Origin of the sequence: Natronococcus occultus SP4 (genome assembly GCF_000328685.1) — an archaeon.
In the GTDB taxonomy this organism is placed as follows: Archaea; Halobacteriota; Halobacteria; order Halobacteriales; family Natrialbaceae; genus Natronococcus; species Natronococcus occultus.
Genome location: NC_019974.1, coordinates 2,081,215 through 2,106,357 on the forward strand (window position 1 = coordinate 2,081,215; position 25,143 = coordinate 2,106,357).

General features: G+C 67.7%; 24 protein-coding genes. 14 read left to right on the plus strand and 10 right to left on the minus strand.

All coding sequences use genetic code 11. The annotated features are described in order from the left end of the window. Positions 1-7: 7 nt before the first annotated feature. Positions 8-1,312 carry a bifunctional hydroxymethylpyrimidine kinase/phosphomethylpyrimidine kinase gene (gene thiD / locus NATOC_RS10370; RefSeq protein ID WP_015321393.1) on the plus strand — a complete coding sequence of 435 codons (1,305 nt, stop codon included), beginning with the start codon at positions 8-10 and terminating at the stop codon, positions 1,310-1,312. 12 nt (positions 1,313-1,324) lie between these two features. On the opposite strand, the gene NATOC_RS10375 is transcribed toward thiD, so the two are convergent. Both NATOC_RS10375 and NATOC_RS10385 read right to left on the minus strand, forming a co-directional pair. Beyond that, positions 1,325-2,059, minus strand: a complete 735-nt coding sequence (locus NATOC_RS10375; protein ID WP_083866578.1) for an outer membrane protein assembly factor BamB family protein — start codon at positions 2,057-2,059, stop codon at positions 1,325-1,327. 323 nt (positions 2,060-2,382) lie between these two features. Continuing rightward, the gene (locus NATOC_RS10385) at positions 2,383-2,775 is read right to left on the minus strand and encodes a PQQ-binding-like beta-propeller repeat protein (RefSeq protein ID WP_049888734.1); all 393 of its coding nucleotides are present in this window, start codon (positions 2,773-2,775) and stop codon (positions 2,383-2,385) included. A gap of 260 nt (positions 2,776-3,035) precedes the next feature. Here NATOC_RS10385 and NATOC_RS10390 point away from each other — a divergent pair, with 260 nt between their 5' ends. From NATOC_RS10390 to NATOC_RS10400, 3 genes are all read left to right on the plus strand, one after another. Continuing rightward, entirely contained in the window at positions 3,036-3,371 is a 336-nt protein-coding gene (locus NATOC_RS10390; protein ID WP_015321394.1) for an EMAP domain-containing protein, read from the plus strand. Positions 3,372-3,443: 72 nt separating this feature from the next. Continuing rightward, a complete protein-coding gene (locus NATOC_RS10395; protein WP_015321395.1) occupies positions 3,444-4,859 on the plus strand; it encodes an APC family permease in 1,416 nt (471 codons plus the stop codon). Then, positions 4,856-5,563 carry a universal stress protein gene (locus NATOC_RS10400; RefSeq protein WP_015321396.1) on the plus strand — a complete coding sequence of 236 codons (708 nt, stop codon included), beginning with the start codon at positions 4,856-4,858 and terminating at the stop codon, positions 5,561-5,563. Before NATOC_RS10395 ends, NATOC_RS10400 begins: the two co-directional genes overlap by 4 nt. 42 nt (positions 5,564-5,605) lie before the next feature. Here the strand turns inward: NATOC_RS10400 and NATOC_RS10405 are convergent, their stop codons facing one another. Beyond that, a complete protein-coding gene (locus NATOC_RS10405; RefSeq protein WP_049888735.1) occupies positions 5,606-6,355 on the minus strand; it encodes a universal stress protein in 750 nt (249 codons plus the stop codon). A gap of 134 nt (positions 6,356-6,489) precedes the next feature. Between NATOC_RS10405 and mutS the strand changes: the two genes are divergently transcribed. Together mutS and NATOC_RS10415 are read left to right on the plus strand one after the other, a co-directional pair. Beyond that, positions 6,490-9,144 (plus strand): DNA mismatch repair protein MutS, encoded by a 2,655-nt coding sequence (mutS, locus tag NATOC_RS10410; protein ID WP_015321398.1) that lies wholly within the window; start codon positions 6,490-6,492, stop codon positions 9,142-9,144. A 142-nt stretch (positions 9,145-9,286) separates the two neighbouring features. Further along, positions 9,287-9,703 carry a response regulator gene (locus tag NATOC_RS10415; protein ID WP_015321399.1) on the plus strand — a complete coding sequence of 139 codons (417 nt, stop codon included), beginning with the start codon at positions 9,287-9,289 and terminating at the stop codon, positions 9,701-9,703. Here NATOC_RS10415 and NATOC_RS10420 read toward each other — a convergent pair. Together NATOC_RS10420 and NATOC_RS23195 are read right to left on the minus strand one after the other, a co-directional pair. After that, positions 9,656-9,925 (minus strand): hypothetical protein, encoded by a 270-nt coding sequence (locus NATOC_RS10420; protein ID WP_015321400.1) that lies wholly within the window; start codon positions 9,923-9,925, stop codon positions 9,656-9,658. The two genes, NATOC_RS10415 and NATOC_RS10420, sit on opposite strands and share 48 nt — an antisense overlap. A gap of 128 nt (positions 9,926-10,053) precedes the next feature. Continuing rightward, on the minus strand, positions 10,054-10,386 hold the full coding sequence (locus NATOC_RS23195) for a hypothetical protein (RefSeq protein ID WP_342664382.1): 333 nt from the start codon (positions 10,384-10,386) through the stop codon (positions 10,054-10,056). A 283-nt stretch (positions 10,387-10,669) separates the two neighbouring features. On the opposite strand from NATOC_RS23195, the gene NATOC_RS23200 reads away from it, so the two are divergent. The 6 genes from NATOC_RS23200 to NATOC_RS10450 all read left to right on the plus strand — a co-directional run bounded on the left by NATOC_RS23200 (position 10,670) and on the right by NATOC_RS10450 (position 18,486). Further along, positions 10,670-10,813 (plus strand): hypothetical protein, encoded by a 144-nt coding sequence (locus tag NATOC_RS23200; RefSeq protein ID WP_342664383.1) that lies wholly within the window; start codon positions 10,670-10,672, stop codon positions 10,811-10,813. 77 nt (positions 10,814-10,890) lie between these two features. Continuing rightward, on the plus strand, positions 10,891-13,110 hold the full coding sequence (gene mutL, locus NATOC_RS10430) for a DNA mismatch repair endonuclease MutL (RefSeq protein WP_015321401.1): 2,220 nt from the start codon (positions 10,891-10,893) through the stop codon (positions 13,108-13,110). A 424-nt stretch (positions 13,111-13,534) separates the two neighbouring features. After that, positions 13,535-14,779 carry a S8 family peptidase gene (locus NATOC_RS10435; protein ID WP_015321403.1) on the plus strand — a complete coding sequence of 415 codons (1,245 nt, stop codon included), beginning with the start codon at positions 13,535-13,537 and terminating at the stop codon, positions 14,777-14,779. 107 nt (positions 14,780-14,886) lie between these two features. After that, on the plus strand, positions 14,887-15,960 hold the full coding sequence (gene rtcA / locus NATOC_RS10440) for an RNA 3'-terminal phosphate cyclase (protein WP_015321404.1): 1,074 nt from the start codon (positions 14,887-14,889) through the stop codon (positions 15,958-15,960). A gap of 65 nt (positions 15,961-16,025) precedes the next feature. Next, a complete protein-coding gene (gene kdgK1, locus NATOC_RS10445; protein ID WP_015321405.1) occupies positions 16,026-16,982 on the plus strand; it encodes a bifunctional 2-dehydro-3-deoxygluconokinase/2-dehydro-3-deoxygalactonokinase in 957 nt (318 codons plus the stop codon). 46 nt (positions 16,983-17,028) lie between these two features. After that, a complete protein-coding gene (locus tag NATOC_RS10450; RefSeq protein ID WP_015321406.1) occupies positions 17,029-18,486 on the plus strand; it encodes a dihydrolipoyl dehydrogenase family protein in 1,458 nt (485 codons plus the stop codon). 443 nt (positions 18,487-18,929) lie between these two features. Here NATOC_RS10450 and NATOC_RS10455 read toward each other — a convergent pair whose 3' ends face one another. Both NATOC_RS10455 and NATOC_RS10460 read right to left on the minus strand, forming a co-directional pair. Further along, a complete protein-coding gene (locus NATOC_RS10455) occupies positions 18,930-20,210 on the minus strand; it encodes an RNB domain-containing ribonuclease (RefSeq protein WP_015321407.1) in 1,281 nt (426 codons plus the stop codon). A gap of 49 nt (positions 20,211-20,259) precedes the next feature. Beyond that, on the minus strand, positions 20,260-20,553 hold the full coding sequence (locus NATOC_RS10460; RefSeq protein WP_015321408.1) for a DUF7562 family protein: 294 nt from the start codon (positions 20,551-20,553) through the stop codon (positions 20,260-20,262). Between the two features lie 119 nt (positions 20,554-20,672). Here NATOC_RS10460 and NATOC_RS10465 point away from each other — a divergent pair, with 119 nt between their 5' ends. Next, entirely contained in the window at positions 20,673-21,152 is a 480-nt protein-coding gene (locus tag NATOC_RS10465) for an RNA-binding protein (RefSeq protein WP_015321409.1), read from the plus strand. Here NATOC_RS10465 and NATOC_RS10470 read toward each other — a convergent pair. The 3 genes from NATOC_RS10470 to NATOC_RS10480 all read right to left on the minus strand — a co-directional run bounded on the left by NATOC_RS10470 (position 21,149) and on the right by NATOC_RS10480 (position 24,327). Next, on the minus strand, positions 21,149-21,481 hold the full coding sequence (locus NATOC_RS10470; RefSeq protein ID WP_245549634.1) for a hypothetical protein: 333 nt from the start codon (positions 21,479-21,481) through the stop codon (positions 21,149-21,151). The two genes, NATOC_RS10465 and NATOC_RS10470, sit on opposite strands and share 4 nt — an antisense overlap. Positions 21,482-21,666: 185 nt before the next feature. After that, on the minus strand, positions 21,667-22,416 hold the full coding sequence (locus NATOC_RS10475; RefSeq protein WP_015321410.1) for a DUF1028 domain-containing protein: 750 nt from the start codon (positions 22,414-22,416) through the stop codon (positions 21,667-21,669). Between the two features lie 105 nt (positions 22,417-22,521). After that, positions 22,522-24,327, minus strand: coding sequence for a S8 family peptidase (locus NATOC_RS10480; protein ID WP_015321411.1), 1,806 nt, complete (start codon positions 24,325-24,327; stop codon positions 22,522-22,524). A 383-nt stretch (positions 24,328-24,710) separates the two neighbouring features. On the opposite strand from NATOC_RS10480, the gene NATOC_RS10485 reads away from it, so the two are divergent. Next, positions 24,711-25,079 (plus strand): cell division protein SepF, encoded by a 369-nt coding sequence (locus NATOC_RS10485; RefSeq protein WP_015321412.1) that lies wholly within the window; start codon positions 24,711-24,713, stop codon positions 25,077-25,079. Positions 25,080-25,143 lie beyond the last annotated feature (64 nt).

A 25,143-nucleotide genomic window follows, 5' to 3' on the forward strand; every position in this document is an offset into this window, starting at 1 on the left:
TTCGGGTATGAGAACCCCAGCACCCGAGACGCGGCCGGTCGCGCTGACGATCGCGGGCAGCGACTCCGGCGGCGGCGCCGGGATCCAGGCCGACCTCGCGACGATGACCGCCCACGGCGTCTTCGGGACGTCTGTGATCACCGCCGTCACCGCCCAGCACACCCGCGGGGTCGAGTCCTCGTTCGTCCTGCCCCGCGAGGAGGTCGCGGCCCAGCTCGACGCGGTCACCGGCGACTTCGCGGTCGGCGCGGCGAAGACGGGGATGCTCGCGACCACCGAGATCGTCCGCCTGGTCGCCGACCGTGCCCCCGAGTTCGACTTTCCACTGGTCGTCGACCCCGTGATGGTCGCGACCTCCGGGGATCGCCTGCTCGAACCCGAGGCCGAGCAGGCCTACGAGGACCTCCTCGGGGAGGCGACGCTCGCGACGCCCAACGCCGACGAGGCCGAGGTGCTGTCGGGCGTGGAGGTCGTCGACGCCGACAGCGCCCGGGAGGCCGGCGAGGCGATCCTCGAGACGGGCGTCGACGCCGTCCTCGTGAAGGGGGGCCACGTCCCCGGCGAGACGGTCCGGGATCGGCTCGTCACCGAAAGCGGGGTCGAGACGTTCGAGCACCCGCGGATCGGTACCCAGGCGACCCACGGCTCGGGCTGTACGCTGGCCGCGGCGATCGCCGCTCGCCTGGCCGGTGGCGAGCCCCTCGAGTCGGCCGTCGAGGACGCGACCGACGTCCTCGCGCGGGCGGTCCGGTACTACTCCGACGTCGGCGAGGGCCACGGCGCGGTCAACCACGCCGTCGAACTGCGAAACGCGGCGGCCCGCGAGCCGACCGCGGAGGCGGTCCGGACCGTCGTCGCCGACCTCGTCGATCGGGACGTCTCGCGGCTCGTCCCCGAGGTCGGGATGAACGTCGTCGGGGCGACCCCCTACGCCGAGTCGGTCGCCGAGACGGCCGCCGTCGAGGGTCGGATCACGCGCACGCTCGACGGCGTCCGGCCGAATCGCGGGGTTCAGTTCGGCGCCTCGACCCATCTCGCCGCCGTCCTGCTTGCAGCCCGCGAGTCCGCGCCGGAGCTGCGGTTCGCGGTGAACTGCCGGCTCGACGGGGCGATCGAGGACGCGCTCGCGGAACTGGACTGGACCGTCGCCGAGAACGGGTTGGACGAGGACGTCTTCGCCGACAGCGAGGCACCCCCCGTTGCGGTGATCGACCGCGCCGACGTCGGGCAGGAGGCGACGGTGAAGCTCGTCGCCGAAGACGCCGAGACGCTGGCCGAGCGAACCCTCGAGCTCTGCGACCGGCTCGAGTGAGTCGTCGTCGCGTCAGTCGCTCCCGTCGGCGGAAGACAGCGCGTGGAGGTCGCCGCTGCCGAATGGACCGCCGAACGCGACCGCGTGAACCCCCTCGGGGTCAAGCCCCGAGGCACTCGGCCTGCTCCGCCTGTAGACCCCGTCGGCGACGGCGACGGGCTGGTCGCTGTAGAAGTCCGTCTCGAGGGTCCACAGCGGCTCGCCCGACTCGAGGTCGAGACAGACCGTTCGCGATCGGGTGTCCCGCGGCAGATAGACCTGCCCGTGCGCGACGGTCGGCTGCGTGGTTCCCGTCGTCTCACGATCGTGGCTCCAGACGGTCGTCCCGTCCTCGCGGTCGAGCGCCGCGAGTCGGCCCTCCTTCGAACTGGCCAGGACGAGGTCGTCGGTGACGACGGGCGGTTCGAAGCAGTCGGTGACGTCCTCGCGGGTCCAGACGACCTCGCCGTCGACGACGGCTGCCGCCCCGCCGTCGTCGCTCGTGCTCGTCGTATACACCGTTCCGTCGGCGATCGCCAGCGCTCGCGGGTGTGGCGGATCGGCCTCCCACGCCGTCGCGCCGGTGTCGGGCTCGAGCGCGACGACGCTGCCATCGAGCGCGTAGAGGTACTCGTCGGTCAGGACCGACGACCCCCAGCGGACGAACGCGTCGGTCGTCCACAGTTCCTCGCCGTCCTCGCGGTCGAGCGCGTACGTCCCGTTGTCCGAAGAGACGTGAAGTACCTCGGGGTCAAGTGGTTCGAGGATCGTCGATTCTCGTCACTGAGCGGGATCGAAGATCCCGCGAGGTCCGCGAACTCAAGAGTTCGCATGATCACGAGAGAGCTTCGCTCTCTCGTACGACCCCGAGGCTTCGCCGTTTAGGCCCGCACTGCCACCGCAGGTAAACGTAATTCCCCCCGACCTTCCCCGAACGGGGTTGGCTGGAATTAACACCCGAACGCGCGGTGCGTCCGTGAGGGTCGGTCGATCCACCACGACCCGACAACTCCCGTCTCACCGCCAATGGCGGGTTTTGAGAGGAGCCGCATTTCCAAACATTCGAACGACCAGCAAAGGCATTGAGGTCTTCAACGCCCTATTTTGAGGGTTGTGTTCTGGTCGTTATCCCTTATAAGATCCTGTGGTTTGGTAACTGTTTCGACGGGCTTTACCCCGAGGTCAAGCCTCGGGGCACTCGCCCTGCTCCGCCTGTAGACCACGTCCCTCGCGAGCGACGGGATCGAGCGGACCCCCGCGGCGGTATCGGCCTCGTACGCCCAGCGGCGCCCGCCGGGTGTCTCGCAGACGACATCGCCGGTGGCGGTGCCGAAGTAACACCGCCCGTCGGCGACCGCGACCCCGCCGCCAAGCGAGGTCTCGATTCCGGAGCCGTCGCGGGTGACGGGAGTCGACGATGGGGGCGCCTCGAGTAGTTCAGCCTCGGGATTGGATCCCGTGTTCTCACCCTCGAACCCGGCCAAGCCGTCGTCCCGTCGGCAAGCGGCGTGGGATCGCGATCGTCGATCGAGCCCGGATCCGAGAGGGGGTTCTCGACCGAGGACGCGCAACCGGCGAGCGTCGCGGCGACCGAGGCGCCGGCGACCGAGCGGAGAAACGAGCGGCGGTCCATACGAGGCGTTTCGTAGCAACGATATTGAACGTTCGGACCGGAGACATTCGCCGTGCCGGCTGATACTGCTGTCGGCCCTAGAACTATGCGATCGCGAGTCGCGGTCGGGGTATGGTCGAACCTCCGTTCGACGTCGAGATTCGGGTCGGTGACATCCTCGCGGCCGAAGCGTTCCCGGAGGCGAACAAGCCGAAGATGACCAAGCTGTGGATCGACCTCGGCGACGAGGACGGCGAGATCCAGTCGGCTGCGCAGCTGGATCACCACTACGATCCCGACGAGCTCGAGGGACGACGGGTACTGTGTGCGACGAACCTGGGATCGGTCCGGATCGCCGGCTTCAAATCAGAGGCCCTGACCGTCGGCGTTCCCGACGAGGAGGGGTATCCCGTCCTCGTCGAACCCGACCGGGAGAAGGCGGTCCCGCTGGGCGGACTGCTGTTCTGAGGCCGGAGGACGGCCCGAACTGCAGCGATCGCCCGCAGCAGAAATATACGTCCCGCTAGAATAACGGTGCGCATGGACGAGCCGTCGCCTGAGGGGACCAACGTCGAAGGTGAGTCGCCACGGGTCGAGCCGACGGTCGAGACGGAGGAGGCGACGATCACCGACGACGCCGAGCTCGAGCGAACGCTCGGGCTCTCGGGCGGACTGGCGATCGGTATCGGGACGATGATCGGCGCGGGAATCTTCGTCTTCCCGGGGCTCGCGGCCGGACGGGCCGGGCCCGCCGCGGCGGCCTCGTTCGCCATCGGGGCGGTCGTCGCCCTGCTGGTCGCGCTACCGGCCTCGGAGCTCGCAACGGCGATGCCGAAAAGCGGCGGGGGGTACTACTTCATCTCCCGCGGACTCGGGACCCTTCCCGGGGCCGTCGTCGGGCTCTCGCTGTGGTTCGGACTGGTGTTCGCGACGGCGTTCTATCTCGTCGGCTTTGGCTACTACGCCGTCGACACGCTCGCGGAGCTCGGCGTCACGGTCGGCGGGGGGCTCGTCATTCCGCTAGCGCTGCTGTTCGGCGCGGGGTTTACCGTGTTGAACGTGACGGGAACGGAAAACGCGGCGAAGCTCCAGAACGGGATCGTCGCACTGCTGTTGTCGATCCTCGTCGTGTTTCTGGGCTACGGCGGGCTCGACGCGGCGGGACTCATCGGCGAACCGACCGCACCCGAACAGTTCGCGCCGTTCGGGGCCGTCCCCGTGATGACGACGGCCGCACTGGTCTTTACCTCGTATCTCGGCTTCGCCCAGGTGGCGACCGTCGCCGGAGAGATGAAGGATCCCGGACGAAACCTGCCGCTGGCGATGGTCGGCTCGGTGCTGATCGTCGGCGTGTTGTACGTGGCGACGATCTTCGTCGCGACGAGCGCGTTCGGGAGCGAACAGCTCTCACAGTTCGGCGAGACCGCGATGGTCGAGGTGGGTCGTCACTACCTCGGCGCCGCCGGCGCGTTCGCGATCGTCTTCGGCGGGCTGCTCGCGACGATGTCCAGCGCCAACGCGTCGATCCTGAGCACGTCGCGGGCCATCTACGCCGTCTCGCGGGACGCCCTGTTACCCCAGGGCGCGAGCCGGATCAACCTCCGGTACGGAACCCCACACGTCGCGCTGGGGATGGCCGGCGGGCCGATCCTGGTCCTGACCGCGACCGGACGCGTCGAACTGCTGGCGGAGGTCGCCTCGTTTCTCCATCTCATCATGTACGGGCTGATCTGCGTCGCGCTGATCGCGCTGCGCCGGAACGAGCCGGAGTGGTACGACCCCGACTTCCGCGTGCCGGGCTACCCCGTCGTGCCGGCGCTCGGCGCGATCGCCAGCTTCGCGCTGATCGGGTTCATGCAGCCCGCCTCGCAGCTCGTCGGCGTCGGAATCATGATCGCGACCGCGGGCTGGTACTACTACTACGCCCGCGACATCGACCTGAAAGGAAAGCTATGACACGCGTACTCGTTCCGCTGGCGATACTGAAGCGAGAATCGGTCTCGGCCGGGTTAACGGCGCTGCTCGAGCCGACGAACGTCACGGTGCTTGGCTACCACGAGCTTCCCGAACAGACGCCGGCCGACCAGGCCCGCGACCAGTACGGAGCGCGCGCGACCGACGCGCTCGAGGACCTCGCGGCGGAGTTCGGATCGGCCACGGGGACTGCCGACCACCGTCTCGTGTTCACGCACGACCGAAAGCAGACGTTCGATCGCGTCGCCAGGGAAACGAACGCGGACGCGTACGCGATCCCGGGCGCGACGGGACCGATCGATCGACTGCTCGTAGCGCTGACCGGCGACGTCGCCGTCGAGCGGATCGTCTCCGTTGTCGCCGAGCTGGTCGGCGACCGCGATATCGGCGTCACGCTCTTTCTGGCGACCGACGACGAGGACGCGGGTCGCGAGCTGCTCGCGGCCTCGAAGGTCCCGCTGGTCGACCGGGGGATCGACGTGGAGACCGAACTCGCCGTCGACGAACTCGCCCTCGAGGCGCTCGTCGACGCGGCGGTCGGCCACGACGCCGTCGTGATGGGCGAACGGGCGCCCTCGCTGCTGACGCTCGTCTTCGGCGAGGACGCCGAGCGCGTCGCGGCCGAGTCGGTCGGTCCGGTGCTCGTCGTCCGAAACGTCGAGAACGCGTCGGCAGACGAGGGGTGACCGAGCCCTGCGCGGCGACGCGACGGACGGGAGCGCCCACGGTCAGGAGTCGGTCGCGTCCGCGTCGTCCTCGAGGTACTCCCCGCGAATCACGAGCACCGGGTCGACGGTCCCTCTGGCCAGCTTCTTCGCCCGATCCCGGAAGATGTACCGGCGGAGCGACGGCCGACTCTCGCCGACGACGAGCAGGTCGTGGTCGGCCGCGGCTTCGAGGATCGCCTGCGTCGGCGAGCCGTCGACGACGATCGAAGTGTCGATCCGGTCGCGGTCGACGCCGGTGGCGACGAGTTCGTCGACGGCGGCCCCGAGGAGTTCCGTTCGGCGGTTCCGTTCGTCCTCGTCGGGGGCGACGTGGAACAGCGTCACCTCGAGGTCGGTGTCCGCGAGCACCGCGCCCAGAAACCGGGCGATGTACTCGAGGTTGACGTCGCCCCGAACCGCGACAAGCACCCGCTCGAGCACCGGGGCGGGGTTGAGCAACAGGATCGCGTCGCAGTCGGTCTCGACGGCGACGCGCTCGAAGGTCTTCAACCGATCGTGCGTGAAGACGACCCGGGACGAGACGTCGAGACAGCCGGCGTCCTCGAAGACGGTATGCAGCTCGTCGAGTTCGGCCCGGACGCGCGAGCCGTACTGGTCACGGGCCTGATCGGTACCGGTCTGTTCGGGTAGTTCGCGGTAGCCGAGCAGGACGACCGGCACCGACGCGAGCACGTCGATCACCGTCCGCGGAACGCTCTCACCGCCGAGGACGTCGATCGGAACGAGCACGCTGTTGTCGGGTGCAGGCATGGGGCTGTGATAGCATACGCCAGTGGCCCTCATAGACCTCCGTAACGACGGTCGTGACAGTCATCGGGACTCACACCGATCAGTTCCACCGCGGATCCCGCAGGGTTTTTGCGATGGAACGCCAGGCTCCGCCTATGACAGAGGCGACGGGGATCGTCGGGGAGTTTCTCTCGCTCAAGGAGGAAACGGACGCCGACCTGCTGACGATGCAGTGTGGGGACTTCTACGAGTTCTTCGCCGAGGACGCCGAGATCGTCGCCGACGAGTTAGAGCTGAAGGTGTCTCAGAAGTCTTCCCACGGCTCGTCGTACCCGATGGCGGGCGTTCCCGTCGACGACCTGACGCCCTACCTGAAGGCCCTGGTCGAGCGCGGCTACCGGGTCGCCGTCGCCGACCAGTACGAGACCGACTCCGGCCACGCCCGCGAGATCGTTCGCGTGGTCACCCCCGGGACCCTGCTCGAGACCAGCGACGCCGACGCCCAGTACCTGGCCGCGGTCGTCGCCGACTCGAGCGCTCGCGGCGACGATCCAGGGTACGGCCTCGCGTTCGCCGACGTGACTACCGGTCGATTCCTCGTCGCTGAAGCCGACGACGCCGACGAGGCGCTGACTGAGCTGTACCGGTTCGACCCCGTCGAGGTGTTGCCGGGCCCCGAGGTCCGAGCCGACGACGACCTGCTCGGGCAGGTTCGCGAGCGCCTCGAGGCGACGCTTACCCTCCACGAAACCGAGTCGTTCGCGCCCAGACGGGCGGACCACGCCGTCCGCGAGCAGTTCGGCGACGGCACCGTCGACCGCCTCGGCGTCGACGAGCCCGCCGTCGCCGCCGCGGGCGCCGTACTCGACTACGTCGAGGAGACCGGCGCCGGCGTGCTCGCCTCGATGACCCGCATCCAGGCCCACCGCGGCGACGACCACGTCACCCTGGACGCGACCACCCAGCGTAACCTCGAGCTCACCGAGACGATGCAGGGCGACCGCGAGGGCTCGCTGTTCGCGACGATCGACCACACCGCGACCAGCGCCGGTGGTCGGCTGCTCAAGGAGTGGCTCCAGCGTCCCCGGCGATCGCTCGCGGACCTCAAGCGCCGCCAGGAGAGCGTCGCCGCGCTGTCGACGGCCGCACTGGCCCGCGACGAGATTCAGGACGTCCTCGGCGAGGCCTACGACCTGGCCAGACTCGCCTCGAAGGCGAGCCACGGCAGCGCCGACGCGCGGGACCTGGTGGCGGTCCGGGAGACGCTTTCGGTACTACCCGCGGTCGCCGACGCCGTCACCTCGAACCCCGACCTGGCCGACTCGCCGCTGGCCGACGTCCTCGAGCGTCCGGACCGCGAGGACGCCCGCGAGCTGCGCGCCGAGCTCGAGGACGCGATCGCCGAGGACCCGCCGTCGACGGTGACCCAGGGCGAGCTGTTCCGGCAGGGGTACGACGACGAGCTCGACGAGGTAATCGAGCGCCACGAGAAAGTCCGGGAGTGGCTCGACACGCTCGCCGACCGGGAGAAACGCCAGCACGGCCTGAGTCACGTGACCGTCGACCGGAACAAGACCGACGGCTACTACATCCAGGTGGGGAAGTCCGCGGCCGACGGGGTTCCCGACCACTACGAGCAGATCAAGACGCTGAAGAACTCCAAACGGTTCACGACCGACGAGCTGGAGGAGAAGGAACGCGACGTGTTGCGCCTCGAGGAGCGCCGCGGCGAACTCGAGTATGAGCTGTTCGAGGAGCTCCGCGAGGACGTCGCCGAGAGGGCCGAACTCCTGCAGGACGTCGGCCGGGCGCTGGCGACCGTCGACGCGCTGGCGAGCCTGGCGACCCACGCCGCGGAGAACCGCTGGATCAAACCCGAGCTCCGCCGGGACGATCGCCTCGAGATCGAGCAGGGCCGCCACCCCGTCGTCGAGCAGACGACCGAGTTCGTCCCCAACGACGTCCGCCTGGACGGGGATCGGGACTTCCTCGTCGTCACCGGACCCAACATGTCCGGGAAGTCGACCTACATGCGCCAGGTCGCCGCGATCGTGCTGCTGGCCCAGATCGGGAGCTTCGTCCCCGCGAAAGACGCGGAGATCGGGCTGGTCGACGGCATCTTCACCCGCGTCGGGGCGCTCGACGAGCTCGCGCAGGGACGGTCGACCTTTATGGTCGAGATGAGCGAGCTCTCGAACATCCTCCACACCGCGACCGAGGAGTCGCTCGTGATCTTGGACGAGGTCGGCCGGGGGACCGCGACCTACGACGGGATCTCGATCGCCTGGGCCGCCACGGAGTACCTCCACAACGAAGTGCGGGCGAAGACGCTGTTTGCGACCCACTACCACGAGCTGACCGGGCTCGCCGAGAAGCTCCCGCGGGTAGCCAACGTCCATATCGCGGCCGACGAACGCGACGGCGAGGTCACCTTCCTGCGGACGGTTCGAGACGGGCCCACGGATCGTAGCTACGGGATCCACGTCGCCGATCTGGCGGGCGTTCCCGACCCCGTCGTCGGCCGCTCGCGGGAGGTCTTAGAGCGCCTGCGCGAGGAGAAGGCCATCGAGGCAAAGGGAGGGACGTCGAACGAGCCCGTCCAGACGGTGTTCGACGTCTCGAGCGGGCAGTTCCGCGGCCCCGCGAACGCGGACGGCGGCGCGCGACCGACGGACGCCGATCCGGAGCCGTCGCTCGACCCCGAAACCGAACGCGTCCTCGAGGATCTCGCGGACGTCGACGTCAACGAGACCCCGCCCGTCGAACTGCTCTCGAAGGTCCGGGAGTGGCAACGGCGCCTCGAGGAGTAGACGGCGGCGACCGCGTCCTCGCCGGTTCTCGAGTAGTTCATCGTCGGTTGTACTTATCTCCGATTTAACTAGTAGTATCACACCATAATCAGAGATATTGAAATACATTTATTAGCTACTATATCCACGATAATGGTAGGAGGTGGAACGGGTGTTACGAGATCTGCTGATAGTCGACGACAATCCGGCTGACGTCCGGTACACGGAGGAGATGCTGAAGGAAGCGGGGGTAAAGAGCGACCGACACGTCGTGGGTGATGGGGTCGAAGCGTTGCGGTTTCTCCGCCGGCGCGGCGAGTACGCCGACGCGCCGCGTCCGGATCTGGTCCTGCTCGACTGGTACCTGCCGCGGAAAGACGGCCGGGAGGTGCTGGCCGAACTGCGAGCCGACGAGCGACTCGCCGGCGTTCCCGTCGTCGTGATGACCGGCTCGCGGCTCGAGGTGGAATCGCTCCGGACCGAATCGGGCGGGGCGGACGCGTACACCGTCAAGCCGATCGAGCCCGACGAGTTACGGCGGTTCGCCGAACGGCTGGGTGGCGCCCGGCGGCTCGCGTAGCGGTGCGGACGACACGCGAACGGCCTCTGTTATGTCCGACTCATCGCCGTGGTCCCGGTTCGGGTCGTCGGCGTGGTGACCGCCGACCACGATGTTGATCGACGCGCCGACGAGCAAGACCAGGGCGTTTCCGGAGAGCCAGACGAGCAACAGCAGTATCGAAAGGAACGCGGCGCAGGCGATGCTGCCGGCCATGAGCGTCACGTTGTACTCGCGGATCACGCTCGCGACCGCTCGAACGGCAGTCGCGATTCGCCGCTTTTTATACCGGACGTACGATGGTCGAAAGGAAACGGACGAAGCCGGAAGCTGCGGCCGTGCGCTCGTCGCGTCCGCACCGTATCGGAGCGCTACAGCAACAACAAGAGTGCGGCGTAGCCGACGGAACCGACGGCGAACGCCCAGAAGCGACTCTCCTGGGTCCGGGGAAGTTCGTCCTTGATCGCGTTGAAAACGATCCCGCCGGTCAGCAGACCGAGCAGGATCGTAAACGCCGCGTCGCCGATCGTGTACGCCGCGCCGAGACCCGCGCCAAGCACTACCGCGGCCGCGAGGACCCACCGGCCGACCCGCTGATACGCTTCGCGGTGGTGGTACTCCATCGCTGCGTCGTTTCCGAACAGGTGCAGCGCCATCGCGACCGCAAACAGCGCGGTGCTCTCGGTCCCCGTCTCCCCCTGCACCAGCACGTAGCCGATAAACGCGTTGTGAAGTACCTCGGGGACAAGCCCCGAGGCACTCTCGCTGTATCTCTGTAGAACAGCGCCAGCCCGACGAACGCGAGCCCGTAGATGTGGTGGTCGGCGAGCGAACCGACGAGGACGTCGACGTCCTCGAGGCCCTCTCGTCGACCGTCGAGCTCCGGAAAGAGATGGAGGACGGCGTAACGATCGAAACCCCGCCAGCGGCCGAGAGGAGCTCCTGTCGGGAGCGACCGCTCGAGAGCGGCAACTCGTCGGGAAGGAGATGCACCGCCGCGACCGCGGCTACGAGCGCCGCGGCGAGAAACGCGTCGCCGTCGACGAGAGCGGGAGGGAGGGACATCCGTTCGACCGTTCGACGCGTGGCGTGCTCGTTCTTTCGCCGGCGTCCTCGGTGGGGGACGCGTAAGACCTAACCAGCCGCTCTGGCTACGAGGTATCGATGCCCGTCGAGAGCGAGCGGTCTTCCGAGCGCACCCACCCACCATGAGCGAGGACACGACAACCCCCAACGACACCGCGATTCGCCAGCTCGACGACGACACCGTCGCCCGGATCGCCGCCGGCGAGGTCGTCGAACGACCCGCCAGCGCCGTCAAGGAGCTCGTCGAGAACAGCCTCGACGCCGGCGCCGATAGCGTCGACGTCACCGTCGAGGACGGCGGGACCGAGCTGATCAGGGTCGCCGACGACGGCAGCGGGATGAGCGAGGCCGACCTCCGGGCCGCGGTTCGCCAGCACACCACGAGCAAGATCGCCGGACTCGAGGACCTCGAGTCCGGCGTCGCCACGCTTGGCTTCCGCGGCGAGGCCTTACACACCATCGGCTCAGTCGCGAAGCTGACCATCCGGAGCCGTCCGCAGGGGGGCGACGGTGTCGGCACCGAACTCGTCTACGAGGGCGGCGACGTCGTCTCGGTCGAGCCAACGGGCTGTCCCGCAGGAACCGTCGTCGAGGTCGCGGAGCTCTTCTACAACACCCCCGCGCGCCGGAAGTTCCTCAAGACGACCGCGACCGAGTTCGCCCACGTCAACCGGGTCGTGACCCGCTACGCGCTCGCGAACCCCGACGTCGCGGTCTCGCTGACCCACGACGGCCGCGAGGTGTTCGCGACGACCGGGCAGGGCGACCTGCAGGCGGCCGTCCTCTCGGTGTACGGCCGCGAGGTCGCCTCGGCGATGCTCCCCGTCGAGGCCGAGGACGACGAGCTTCCCGTGGGCCCCGTCGAGTCGATCACCGGGCTCGTCTCCCACCCCGAGACGAACCGCTCGAGCCGCGAGTACCTCGCGACCTACGTCAACGGACGGGCGGTCTCGGCCGACGCCGTCCGCGAGGGGATCATGGGTGCCTACGGCACCCAGCTCGGCGGGGATCGCTACCCGTTCGTCGCACTCTTCCTGGAGGTCCCGGGCGAGGCCGTCGACGTCAACGTCCACCCCCGCAAGCGGGAGGTGCGGTTCGACGACGACGACGCCGTACGCAGACAGGTCGACGCGGCCGTCGAGTCGGCGCTGCTCGAGCAGGGGCTGTTGCGCTCGGGTGCGCCCCGAGGACGGTCGGCGCCGGAGGAGGCGCGCCTCGATCCAGGTGGGAAGCAGGGATCGACTGGCCGACCCGGGGCCGCAGACTCGCCCACCGAGGCGGGAGCGTCGACGGACTCCCGAGGACGGACGACCGATCCGGGTTCCGAGACGGAGCGACCGGAGCCCGGCGACGCCGGAGCGGAACCGGGGTCGGAGTCCTCGGAACCGGACAGTGCCGGGCCGGAGCCCGAGCCAACACCGTCGAGCGACGAGTCGACCCCCCGAGCCGAGGAGCGCGACGCCGACGCCGTTTCGGAGTCGAGCGCGGACGCTTCCCGCGAGGATCGCGGCCTCGGAGGACAGGCCGTGTCCGACGACGGAGCGAGCCCCGGCTCGGCCGCGGACGCTCCCGGAACGGCTCCGGATCGAGGCAACGACACGGCGGGATCCGAGGACGACGACGCTCCAAGCGTCGCGTCCGAGGCACACGACGACCGCGACCGTCGGTTCTCGGGCCCCACCGAGCAGCGGACGCTGGCGGGCGAGGCCGCAAACGGCGACGCCACCGAGTTCGAGACGCTGCCCGCGTTGCGGGTGCTTGGCCAGTACACCGACACCTACCTCGTCTGTGAGGCGACCGACGGACTCGTTCTCATCGACCAGCACGCCGCCGACGAGCGGGTCAACTACGAGCGCCTGCGGGAGGCTTTCGCCGACGACCCCGCCGCCCAGTCGCTGGCCTCGGCCGTCGAGCTCGAGCTCACCGCCACGGAGGCCGAGGCCTTCGAGAGCTACCGCGAGGCCCTCGCTCGACTCGGCTTTCACGCGAACCGCGTCGACGACCGCACCGTCGCCGTGACGACCGTCCCTGCCGTCCTCGAGGAGACCCTCGAACCGGAGCGGTTGCGGGACGTCCTCACGTCGTTCGTCGAGGGCGACCGCGAGGCCGGGGCGGAGACGATCGACGCGCTGGCCGACGAGTTCCTCGGCGATCTGGCGTGTTACCCCTCGATCACCGGCAACACCTCGCTGACGGAGGGGTCGGTCGTCGACCTGCTCCGGGCGCTCGACGACTGCGAGAACCCCTACAGCTGCCCCCACGGCCGACCCGTGATCGTCCGCCTCGAGGACGGCGAAATCGAGGAGCGGTTCGAGCGGGACTACCCCGGCCACCACGGGTAACGGCGTTCGCTATCGTTCTCCGTCGCTCTGCGGAGATTCCCTTCGAACGGCTCGGTCTCTCGCGTATCGAGGACGGCGTCGTCCGTTCCGGGCAGAAAGCATTTATAGGATAGAAATAAAATCACTATTGTTGAAAGATGAGTGTGGTACTCATAGCCGTCGGGTGGCTGGTGGTGCTCTGCCTGTACCTCGGGTTCTTTATCGGTATGGGTGTCCCCGAACGCGATCGTCGGGAGTCCGACCTTGCGTCACAGCGCCGCGGCTCACGGTAGCGCTGGGACGCGTCTCGAACGCCCCAAAAGAGGGGGCGATCTCACGACACACCATTTCCAAAATTTAGCTCTCAACGTCGATAGTTTATCCCCTCTCGATCACCGGTTCCATAACGACTACATTACTAATCGTTATCGGCTTTAATGTAGATATGAGAGAGCATACCAAAACCCGGCGACGAGTACTGCAGGGAATCACCGCGGCGGGACTCTCGGCCGGAATGATCGGTTCGGGAAGCGCCGGTTCGACGACGACGTACGTCATTACGGGCGGATCGCGAGGACGGCTCGAGGACGCGGGCTTTGCGGTCACGCGTGAACTCGCGGGCGGGTCGGTCTCGATCGTCACCGGCCCGGCCGACGCCGAGGACGACCTCGAGGCGATCGACGAGGTCGACGGCGTAACGGAGAACTTCGAGGTCGATTTCGCCGACCCGGTCAGCAGCGCCGAACCGCAGACGACCGACGACGCCGAATTCACCGACCTGCAGTGGGACAAGGAGATCACCGACACCTTCGAGGCCCACGAGCACGCCACGGGCGAGGGCTCCCGGATCGTCATCGCCGACACGGGCGTCGACGGCACGCATCCGGACCTCGACGAGAACTTCAACAAGGAGCTGAGCGTCTCGGTCGTCGACGGCGGCCAAATTGATGAACACATCGGAGACAGCGGCGACCACGGCACCCACGTCGCTGGAACCGCGGCGGCGTCGGGAGCGGAGGGAGTTACTGGAACCGCCCCCGACGCGGAGATCGTCTCGGTTCGAGTCCTCGGGCCCGATAGCAGTTCGTTCGCGGATATCCTGGTCGGCGCGGAGTACGCCGCGGAGATCGGCGCCGACGCCGCGAACTTCAGCCTCGGCGCGGGGCCGTACCCGCCCCAGGCCAACAGCGACGGCCTTCGCGTGGCGGTCCAGACGGTCATGCAGGACGTCGCTCGCCGCGGCACCGTTCAGACGGTGTCGTCGGGGAACGCTGAGACGGACCTCCAGCGGGGCGGGACGTTCTATCTGCCGGGAACCGTCCAGGGCGTGATGACCGTCTCTGCGAGCGGACCGAACGACGAACTCGCCTTCTACTCGAACTACGGCACGAGCGAGATCGAGGTCGGGGCGCCCGGCGGTGGACGCGCGACCGAAGGGGAAACCGTGACCCCCGACGATCTCGTCTTCTCGACGGAACCCGACGGCACGTACGGCTGGAAGGCAGGCACCTCGATGGCCGCACCGCAGGTCGCCGGTCTGGTTGGGCTCGTTCGCGAGCTCGCTCCCGAGATGCACGTGAACCAGGTCGAGAACAACATCGCCCACGGTGCGGAGCTCGTCCCCGGCAGGAGCAGCCCCGAGTTCGGCGCCGGGCGCATCAACGCGTTGAACACGGCCCAGCGAATCTGAGCGCCGTCTCGCTGTGATCGTCGTTTTTGTCGTGACCCCGAGGACGGAGAGCTGGAGCGACGCACGACGACGATAACGGTAGGTCGCTCCAGCTCGTATCCCGTCCCATGCGCGAACTCGACGGCTCGAACGCGGGCGGGCAGTTCCTCCGGAGCGCCCTCACGCTGTCCGTCCTCGAGGACGTCCCGATCAGGATCGAGAACGTCCGCGGCGACCGTCCCACGCCCGGGCTCGCCCACCAGCACCTGGCCGTCCTCGAGACGATGGCCGAGGTCTGTGACGCCACGGTCTCGGGCGCCGAACTCGGCGCGGAGACGATCGAATTCGACCCCGACGGGGCGGGCGCGGACGGGCTCGCTGGCGGCTCCTACGCCGTCGACATCGGCACCGCCGGCAGCGTCACCCTGCTGTTCGACGCCCTCCTGCCGCTGGCGACCGTCCTCGAGGCGCCGCTGTCAGTCACCGCGACGGGCGGGACGGACGTCGAGTGGTCGCCCCCGCTCGATTACTTCCGACTCGTCAAGCTCCCCCTGCTTGCCCGGCACGGGCTCGTCGCGTCCTGTGAGGTCGATCGCCGTGGGTTCTACCCCGACGGGGGCGGTCGGGTAACGCTTCGGGTCGCTCCCTCGAGTCTCGAGCCCCTGGCGCTCGAACGGCGCGGCGAACTCGCGGGCGTGCGACTGTACTCGACCGAATCGGCGTCGCTCGCCGATCGGGACGTCGCCCACCGCCAGCTCGAGGGGGCGCTCGAGCGGCTCGACCTCGCGATGGACGACGGAGACGAGGACGCCGGCCTTCCGATACTCGAGCGCCAGGAACGATCCGCCGAGAGCCACTCGCCCGGTTCGGCGCTCGTGATCAGGATCGATCACGGCACGGGTGTCGCCGGGTTCGGTGCGCTGGGCGAGCGAGGCAAACCCGCCGAGCGGGTCGGCGAGGACGCCGCCGACGCCGCGAACCGGTTTCTCGAGGGACGGGGGTCGGTCGACACCCATATGGGTGATCAGCTGCTGGTCTTCCTCGCACTGGCCGGCGGCCGGGTGGGGATTCCCCGGGTAACCGACCACGTCGAGGGCAGCCGGAAGCTGCTGGCCGCGTTCGGGATCGAAACCGTCCTCGAGCGGACTGCCGAGGACGTCGTCGTCTCGCTTGCCGACGACCGGGGGAACGACACACCTTAACCGCAGCCGATCGATCACCCCCACATGATCGCACGCACCGACGGAGTCGAACGGAGGGGAAGGCGGTGAGCGAGATCGTCACCTTCGGCGAGACGATGCTGCGGCTCTCGCCGCCCGACCAGCGCCGCCTCGAGGAAACGCGGGAGCTCGAGGTCCGTGCGGCGGGCGCCGAGAGCAACGTCGCCGTCGCGGCCCAGCGGCTCGGATCCGCGCCGGCGACGTGGACCTCGAAGCTGCCCGACTCGCCGCTGGGACGGCGCGTCGTCGGCGAGCTCGAGGGGTACGGGATCGACGCCGATGTCGTCTGGAGCGACGAGGGCCGACAGGGTACCTACTACCTCGAGCACGGCGGCAAACCCCGCGGAACGAACGTGATCTACGACCGGAGCGACGCCGCGGTCACGACCGCCGAGACCGGGGAGCTCGATACCGGACTGATCGAGGACGCCGAGCTCTTCTTTACGACTGGGATCACGCCCGCACTGTCGGACCGGCTCCGGGAGACGACGGCCGAGCTGCTCGAGACGGCCGCAGAGAGCGGGACGAAGACCGCCTTCGACTTCAACTACCGCGGGAAGCTCTGGTCGCCCGACGAGGCCGCCGACTGCCTGCGCGGGCTGTTTCCCTCGATCGACGTCCTCGTCGTCGCCGCCCGGGACGCCCGGAACGTGCTGGGACTCGAGGGGGAGGCCGCCGAGCTGGGAACCGAGCTCGCCGACGAGTTCGGGTTCGAGACTGTCATCATCACTCGCGGCGCCGAGGGTGCCCTCGCCTGGAACGACGGCGAGATCGTCGAACAACCCAGCTACGAGACCGAGACGCTCGATCCGATCGGCACCGGGGACGCCTTTACCGGCGCCTTCCTCGCGCGCCGCCTCGAGGGCGAGGACGTGGCGACAGCCCTCGAGTACGCCGCGGCGACGGCGGCACTCAAACGGACGATTCCCGGCGACATCGCTCTGGTGACCCGCGAGGAGGTCGAGTCGGTCGTCGCCGAGGACGACGCCGAGATTTCGCGGTAGGGTCGGCCTGCAGAATCTCTTTTTGCCCGTCGTCCGTACTCCAGGTATGGTTCACGTCGCGATCGTCGGAGCGTACGGGAGTGCGGGCGTCGCCGTCGCCGACGGGTTGCTCGAACGGAGCGCGGAACTGTCCGAACTGGAACTGACGCTGATCGACGACGGCGATCCCGGCGGGGGGCTCTGTATCCTTCGTGGCTGTATGCCCTCGAAGGAGGTCCTCTCGGCGGCCGACCACCGGTTCCGGGCGCGCCACGACGACCGCCTCGAGGGCGTCCCCGAGGTCGATCCCGAGGCCGTCGTCGCCCGCAAGGACGACCATATCTCCGGGTTCGCCGAGCACCGCCGCGGGCACGTTCACGAGCTCGCCGACCGCGAGAACGTCGAGCTCATCCGGGAGCCCGCACGGTTCGTCGACGACCGTGTCCTCGAGGTCGACGGCCGACGGATCGAGCCCGACTACGTCGTCGTCGCAACGGGGTCGACGCTGGACGTCCCCGACCTCTCGGGGATCGACGAGGTCGACTTTTCGGGGAGCGCCGACGTCCTCGACGCGACGACGTTTCCGGACTCGGGAATCGTGATGGGGTTTGGCTACATCGGCCTCGAACTCGCCCCCTACCTCAGCGAGGTCGGCGGGGTCGATCTCACGGTGATCGAACACGACGACCACCCCCTCGACGAGTTTGAGCCCGAGTACGGCGAGACGATCCTCGAGCTCTACCGCGAGCAGTTCGGCATCGAGGTCCTGACCAACACCGACGAGAAGCGACTCGAGCGGACGAACGACGGTGGGGTCAGGCTGTACGCCGACCGGGAGGGCGAGCAGCGCGTCCTCGAGGCCAACCATCTCTACTGCTTTACCGGTCGGCGGCCGAGCCTCGACGGCCTCGCCCTCGAGAACACCCGTCTCGAGCCCGTCGAGGGGTGGGTCGAGCCGACGATGCAGGCAAGCGCCGACGATCGGGTCTTCGTCGTCGGCGACGCGAACGGTCGCGAGCCGATCCTCCACGTCGCCAAGGAGCAGGGCTTTGCAGCCGCCCAGAACGTGGTCAACCACGTTCGCAACGTGGAGTGCGAGCCGTACGCGAACGTTCCCCACCACGTGATCTTCTCGGGACTGGGAACGTACCCGTTCGCCCGCATCGGCCACACGCCCGAGACGGCAGCCGAGACGGAGATGGAGACGATCGTCGTCACCCGCGAGGCCAGCGACGACGGCGTGTTCAAGACGAAGGGCCACCCCGAAGGGCGAGCGACGCTGATCGTCGACGCCGACGGCGGGACGGTGTTGGGGTTCCAGGGACTGCATCTCCACGCCGACGTGATGGCCAAGACGATGCAGGTACTCGTCGAGATGAAAGTCGACGTCCGCGAGGTACCCAAACGGGCCTACCACCCAACGACGCCCGAGATTCTGGACGGACTGCTCCGGGAGGCCTGCGAGGAACTCGGCGAGGAGCAAGACTGCGTCGACGACACCGACGCCCGCGATCTGGCGCTGTAGCGGCGTATTACTCCCGTTCTCGAAGCCATCGTTACTAAGCGTTCCTTAGATATCTCGATCAGTTATGAGATCATTTGAGGAGATGAACCACACGTTTCGCGAGACGGACCGCATGTTCGACCAGTTTCCGCTCGAACTGGGACGGGGAGTTCCCGGTCGACGACCGCGGGTTCGGTCGACCGGCGCTCGAGGACGCCGACGCGACCCGGGCGCGTCGCTCTCGTCGAAGCGCCGTCCAACGGAAAAGGGAGTCGTGGAGCGTGTGACAGGGATCCCGACTCCAGGCGTACTTATATACTATCTAATAAGACAGCTTGTCATGTTCTCGGCGCCTGAATCTCGGCGATACAGATAAGACGAACCGCTGACAGCGTCCGGCACGTTGGTCGCGCAACGCGGCGCCGTCACGGCGTTCGTCGAATCGAACAGGACAGGAGTGGCGACTACGCGTCGTCGACGACCTCGATACCGCGGTTGTTGACGGCCGCGGGGTCGAGACCGACCTCCTGGAGGAACTGCTTGTACTCCCGTTCGCACTGCTCGGCGTCCTTCTGTTTGTCGCTGGCCCGATCGCAGAGCTCGATCAGGTTCTCCGGGACGTCGTTCTGGTAGACGATCCAGTGGTTGATCAGGTCGCTGAGTCGACGAATCGGACTGGTAAAGTGGCCGTAGATCTCGAAATTCAGCGCGTGATGGCCGCCGAAGGGATCGTTCATGTACTTCGCGCGGGGCATCACCTTCATCACGGCCCACTGGATCTTGTCGAGCTGGCGGCCAGGGGCGTCCTCGAGGGTGGCGTTGACCGCCTTCCGGGGGTCGTCCCACTTGTCGCCGGGGATCGAGACGCCCTCGAGGTCCTGGATCTCTCGCAGCGCCTCGGACCACTCGTCGGGGCTCGGCTGGGGATGAACCCGGTACATCGCCTCAACGCCACGAGACCACATGAGTTCGTGCGTGACGGCCTTGTTGGCCTTCAGCATACACTCCTCGATGATCGTGTGAGCGCGATCCCGCGCAGGATTGAGCACGAGCGAGCCGTCCTCCTTGCGCTGTTCGTGCATCCGATCGGCCAGTTCGTGGACGAGGACGTTCTCCTCGTGTAACGGCGCGTCGGGATCCTCGAGGCGGTTCTCGGCCTGGGTGTAGGTGAGCCGTTCGTCGGACTGGATGACCGACTTGTAGATCTCGATGTTCTCGTAGCCCAGGTTCTCCTTATCGAGGTGCATCTCGACGGTGTGGGCCAGCCGATCCTCGTTGGGGACGAGCGAACAGACCGTCTCGGCCAGCACCGGCGGAAGCATATGGATCGTGTAGCCGGGCAGGTAGACCGTGTTGGCGCGCTCGACGGCTTCCTCCCACATCGCCGACTCGGGGTGGACGTAGTGGGTGACGTCGGCGATGTGAACCCAGAGGACGTACTCGTCGTCGCGTTCCGCGACCGAGATGGCGTCGTCGAAGTCCTGGGCGTCGATGGGGTCGGTCGTCCAGGTCGTCAGCTCCCGGAGGTCCTCGCGGTCGTCGACCTCCTCGGAGATTTCGGCCTGGACCCCCTCCGTGCGTTCGCGGGCTTCCTCAAGGACGTCCTCGGGGAACTCGTCGCGGATCTCGAACTTCTCGAACAGCTCCTCGCGCTTGTTCTCGAGGTGGCGCGCGACCTCCTCGGAGATTTCGACCGGGCCCTGACCCTCGGCCGTGCCGGCCTGGGCCTGTGCGTCGTCGCTCATGAAGAGGGCTACGAACGTCGGAGTGAAAGTCGTGTCGGGACGGGAACGGTCAGGACTCCTCCTCGATCGGCTCGTCGCGCTCCGCGACGGTCCGCAGATATCGGGCGACGACTGACTCCCAGGGGTAAGGCTCGGCCTCGAGTTCGACGAGGACGTCCTCGAGCCCGTCCCGCGGATAGTGACAGAGCTCGCCGTAGCAGGGTTTGCAGAGGTACTCGAAGCGCTTGTCCGCCCGATTCCAGCGATCGCCGTACTTGTCGTACTCGCGGGCCCGCGACCGCGAGATCTCGGAGCCACAGGCGGGACAGACGACCGAGCGGTCGCGGTTCCGGGAGAACCACATAGGTCCGACGACCGCACGGATCCACTTAGCGGTTACCACGGCTCGCGTTCGACCGGGATCCGCGATCGGCCAGCCACGGGAACGGTCGTTTTATACTCCGACCAACCCTTCCTGCGGGTATGCAGGTCAAATCGCGACACCACCTCCGCAGCGACGCCATCTCCGAAATCGAGGAGATGCTGTCCGAGCAACTCGGCGTCTCGCCCGAGGGCGACACCTACGAGCGCGTCGAGTTCGAGGCAACCGACTGGGAGGTCGTCCTGATCGACGGCGAACCGCAGGTCGCCTTTTTCGACGAGGAACCGTTTCTGACGGTCCGGGGTGCGAACGCGTACGATCCCGAGAAGCACGTGGTCACCGTCGACAGCGGCGCGATCTCGTTCGTCAGCGACGGTGCCGACGTGATGCGACCCGGGATCACCGAGGCGACCGACGACATCTCGCCCGACGACCTCGTGTTGATCGCCGAGGAGTCCCACGGGAAGGTGCTGGCGGTCGGGCGGGCCCGCGTCGAGGGGTCGGAGATGGTCGGCGACGAGGGGAAGGTCGTCGACTCGCTGCACCACGTCGGTGACGAGCTCTACGAGTTCGCCGGCTAACCGTCGTCATCCTCCGGAGTCGGCGGTTCCGGGTACGACTGATCCCGCGTGACGACCGTCTCGGGCGTGAACTCGAGGATCCGGTACGCGTCGGGATCGAGGTCGACGAACGCCGCGGGCCAGTCCTCGCGCCGCGCACCCAGATATTTTGTCAGCAGCCGTCCAGCCAGCCCCTCGTCGTACGGCTCGAGCAACGCCGTTCCCCGCATGCCGACGTGTTCGACCCGACCGGTGGCGGGGTCGAAGTCGACGATCGCGAGTGCGGTCTCGGGGCTCCGTCGCGCCCGATCCGGATACGAGCGCCTCTCGAGCTGGGCGATGAACCACACCCGTTGGCCCGCCCACAGGAACCACAGCGGCGAGACACGGGCCCCTCGTCGGACCGCCGGGCCACAAAACAGAACAGCGGTCGAGCGAGAAACGCCCCGAGGTCGACCTCGAGGGAGTCCTCGAGTCGCTCCACGGATTACAGGGGTTCGAGGAGAAAGCCCACGACTTCAGTCGTGGGCGGAAGTCAGTCCGTAGCTTCCTCGAGGGAGTCTTCCTCGAAGGCGTCCGCGTACCGGCCCAGGGTGTCCTCGTAGCCCTCGAGAGCTAGCTCGTACGTCTCCCGCAAGTCCACGATCGGCGACTCCGAGGCGTCGATCCGCAGATCGTTGTACGGCGGGGTGAACTCGTAGTCCTCGGTCGTCTCGACGACGACGGCCGCGCTCTGGACCGGGAGCTCCTCGCGTTTGTCCCCACCCTCGCCGTGGCCTGCCTCGAGGACGTCGATCAGCCGCTTCGCGAGCGGGTCGGCGCCGACCCCTGCGCCTGCGGTCTCGTCTGTCGTCTCGTGGACCGCGCTCTCGGCGTAGGCGTCGGCCGCCGCCTCGAGAACCGACTCGCCGACCAGCATGTTGCCGGCGACCGTGTAGTGGTCGCCCTCCAGGTCGCCGAACCAGCCCTCGCAGTCCTCGCCGGAGAAGGTAACCGTCGAGTCGGCGTCGACGCCGTGGAGCTGGCGCTGGGACGCGCCGTCGTCGGCGTTGAGCAAGGCTTCGAGGGCGTCGTCGACGGCCAGCCCGTCATTGACGTAGCGGATCCCGTCCCGACCGAGGTCGACGTTGACCAGACTCTGGGTCGCGACGGCACCGTTCTCGCTGACGAACGGACAGAGCGTGCCGACCCCCGGCAGGCGAGTCGTAACGGCGACCCCGAACCGTTCGTGGACCTCTCCGTCGGGCGTCTCGTAGGTTTCGTGGACGCAGATGCTGAACGTCATATCGGGGAGCAGGCGCCGAGCCGGCAAAAAAGTCGGTATCGCGGACGATCGCGACGCGGGGCCGAGCTGCGGCTCGAGCGGCGGTCGCGGATCAGCGGTCGGTGGTCACGACGACTCGCGCTCGAGTTTCGACCGGGTGCGGGCGCCGGCGTGGCCGCCCGCGCCGACCGCAACGACAACCAGGTACAGCGTCGTGAGCACGGTCCCGAGCGCGGCGCTCGCGGCGCGCGAGTCGGTCTCGTCCTGGGTGTCCGAGAGGGTCCCACAGCGTTCGACGAGCCACCGCGTCGCTCGCGCGGTACGGCCGTCGGGGTGGTCGGCGAGCGTGTCGGCGATCGGGGGACTGATTCGGTAGTAGAACTCGACCAGGCCGCGACCAACCGGGGTTGTCGCCAGCGACTCGTCCCGGAAGCGACGCAGCGAGTTGAGGGTGTGTCCCTCGCCGGTCGTCGCCGTCGTGATGAAACAGCCGCCGGTAGTATCGGTCGTAAACGTCTGGACGAACCCGGCGTCCTCCTCGGTCGCGCTCTCGGCGACAGCGCGGAACTCGTAGTCCGTTCCCTCGGAGAGCCCAGAGACGTCGTGACTGAACGATCCCGTCGAGGTGAGCGTCCGTGCGTCCGTCTCGTTCGGGAGGACGCCACCGGCTTCGCCCCACTCGAAGCGAACGTCGGCGCTACTCGCGTCGCCGAGGTCCGAGAGCGACCCGTTCAACGTTACGGCCGTCTCGCCGACTCCAGTCGCCGAGTCCGTCGAGACCGAAAGCTCGGGTTCGGGCGGGTCGACGTCGTCCAGAATCGCCGCCTCGGCGTCGAGCAGTCCGTGACCCTGCTCGTTGCCGCTGAGCCCGACGTCCTCGGCCGTGTCGAACAGTTGGTCGCGCGCCTCGGTGTTTTCCATCCCGTCGCCCATCAGGTGCGCTGCGGCGCCGGCGACGTGGGGACACGCCATCGACGTCCCCGAGAGAGTGTCGTAGTCGCCGCCGGTGTACGTCGAGTAGATGTCGCTGCCGGGTGCGGCGATGTCGACCTCGAGGCCGCGCGAGGAGAAACTCGAGATATCGTCGCTCTGGTTCGTCGACGAGACGGCGACGACGGAGTCGTACGCCGCAGGGTAGCCGACGCTGTCACAGCAGCCGTCGTTACCGGCCGCGGCGACGACCAGCGACCCCTGGTCGACCGCGTACTGGCAGGCGTCCTCGAGCGCCTGTACCGGTATGGAACCGCCGAGCGACAGCGAGACGACGTCGATGCCCTGGTCCGCGGCCCACTCGACGCCGGCGGCAACGTCGCCGAAGTCGCCGCCTCCCTGGCTGTCGAGTACCTTCACGGCGTACAGCTCCGACTGGAGCGAGACGCCGACGACGCCGGTTTCGTTGTCCGGAGCGACCGCCGTTCCGGCGCAGTGAGTGCCGTGGCCGTTGTCGTCTCCGTACGGTTCCTGACAGGTAGTGCAGGTCGTTCCGAACGCTTCGCCACCCGCGACGTCTAGACTCTCGTGGTCGACCTGGACACCGGTGTCGACGATCGCGATCGACCCGCCGGAACCGGTTTCGCCCGCGTCGTGGACCAGATCGCCGCCGACGCGATCGACGCCCCACGGCGTCGTCTGGAGCGCCGTGGCCCTCTGGTCGTCCTCGACGTACCGGACGTTCGGGTTGTTCTCGAGGCCGTCGATCGCTTCCTCGGGAAAGTTGCCGACGATCGCCTTCCCGATCCGATCGAAGTCCAGCTCGTGGTGGATCTCCTCGGCACTCTGCCGGGCGAGACCCGGCGGGGCGTCGGCAGTCAGGCCAATGATCTTTCGCTCCGGCGGTCCCTGTGCGGCTGCCGTGTGTACGACACCCGTGGCCGTCGCACCCGCTGCGGTGCCACGAAGCAGACGACGGCGACTGACGTTGTGTTCTGACATGGTAGTGAATGCGCGGCGTCAGCGCTCGTAGACGGGACAGCGAGGACGTCCATCGTCTCACTCATGAATCGGTGTGACGTCGGCCCTTCGCCGGGACATCGCCGTCCTCGAGCCGCGACCGAAACCCGTGTTCCAGTCTGACGTGCCGCACACTTGTACCTACAATTAAGAGTATTATATATTAGTTTTTCGTAATTATCTATATTGCTATTTTATAAGACTATCACGGAGGGGACGTCGCACTCGGGCCGGTCACCGTTCGGAACGGTCGACTCCGTTCCCGGGGTTCGACCCCGACGGAAAACGCGTCCCACGGCCGTCGTCTCGAACGGTGGCGTCGTCTGACGTAAGAACTATACTAACGGGTGCGCAGGATACCGTCAATGGGATTTATGGATAAGCTCGTCGGCGGTGGCGGACAGCCATCAACCACGACCGACGACTACGTCGAACTGGATCTCGACGACGTCTCGACCGAGTCGGCCGAGGCCAGAACGCAGGTTCGCATCGCGGAGATCAGCGGCCAGGCCGACGCAGTCGCGATCAAAGACGCCGTCTACGACGGCGACATCGTGTTCGCGGACATCACCCGACTGCGAACCAACGACAGCACGGTCGAACACATCGTCGACGAGCTCCGGCAGGTCGCCCAGGAGGTCGACGGCGACATCGTCCGGAAGGGTGACGATCAGATCATCGTCACCCCGGCGGGTGTACGGATTAACCGAACGAAGCTTGGCCAGGACTCCTGATACCGCCGACCTCCCGAGCCACCGTCTGTCGACAGACGTCGATTTCCTTGTTCGACGAGTGTAA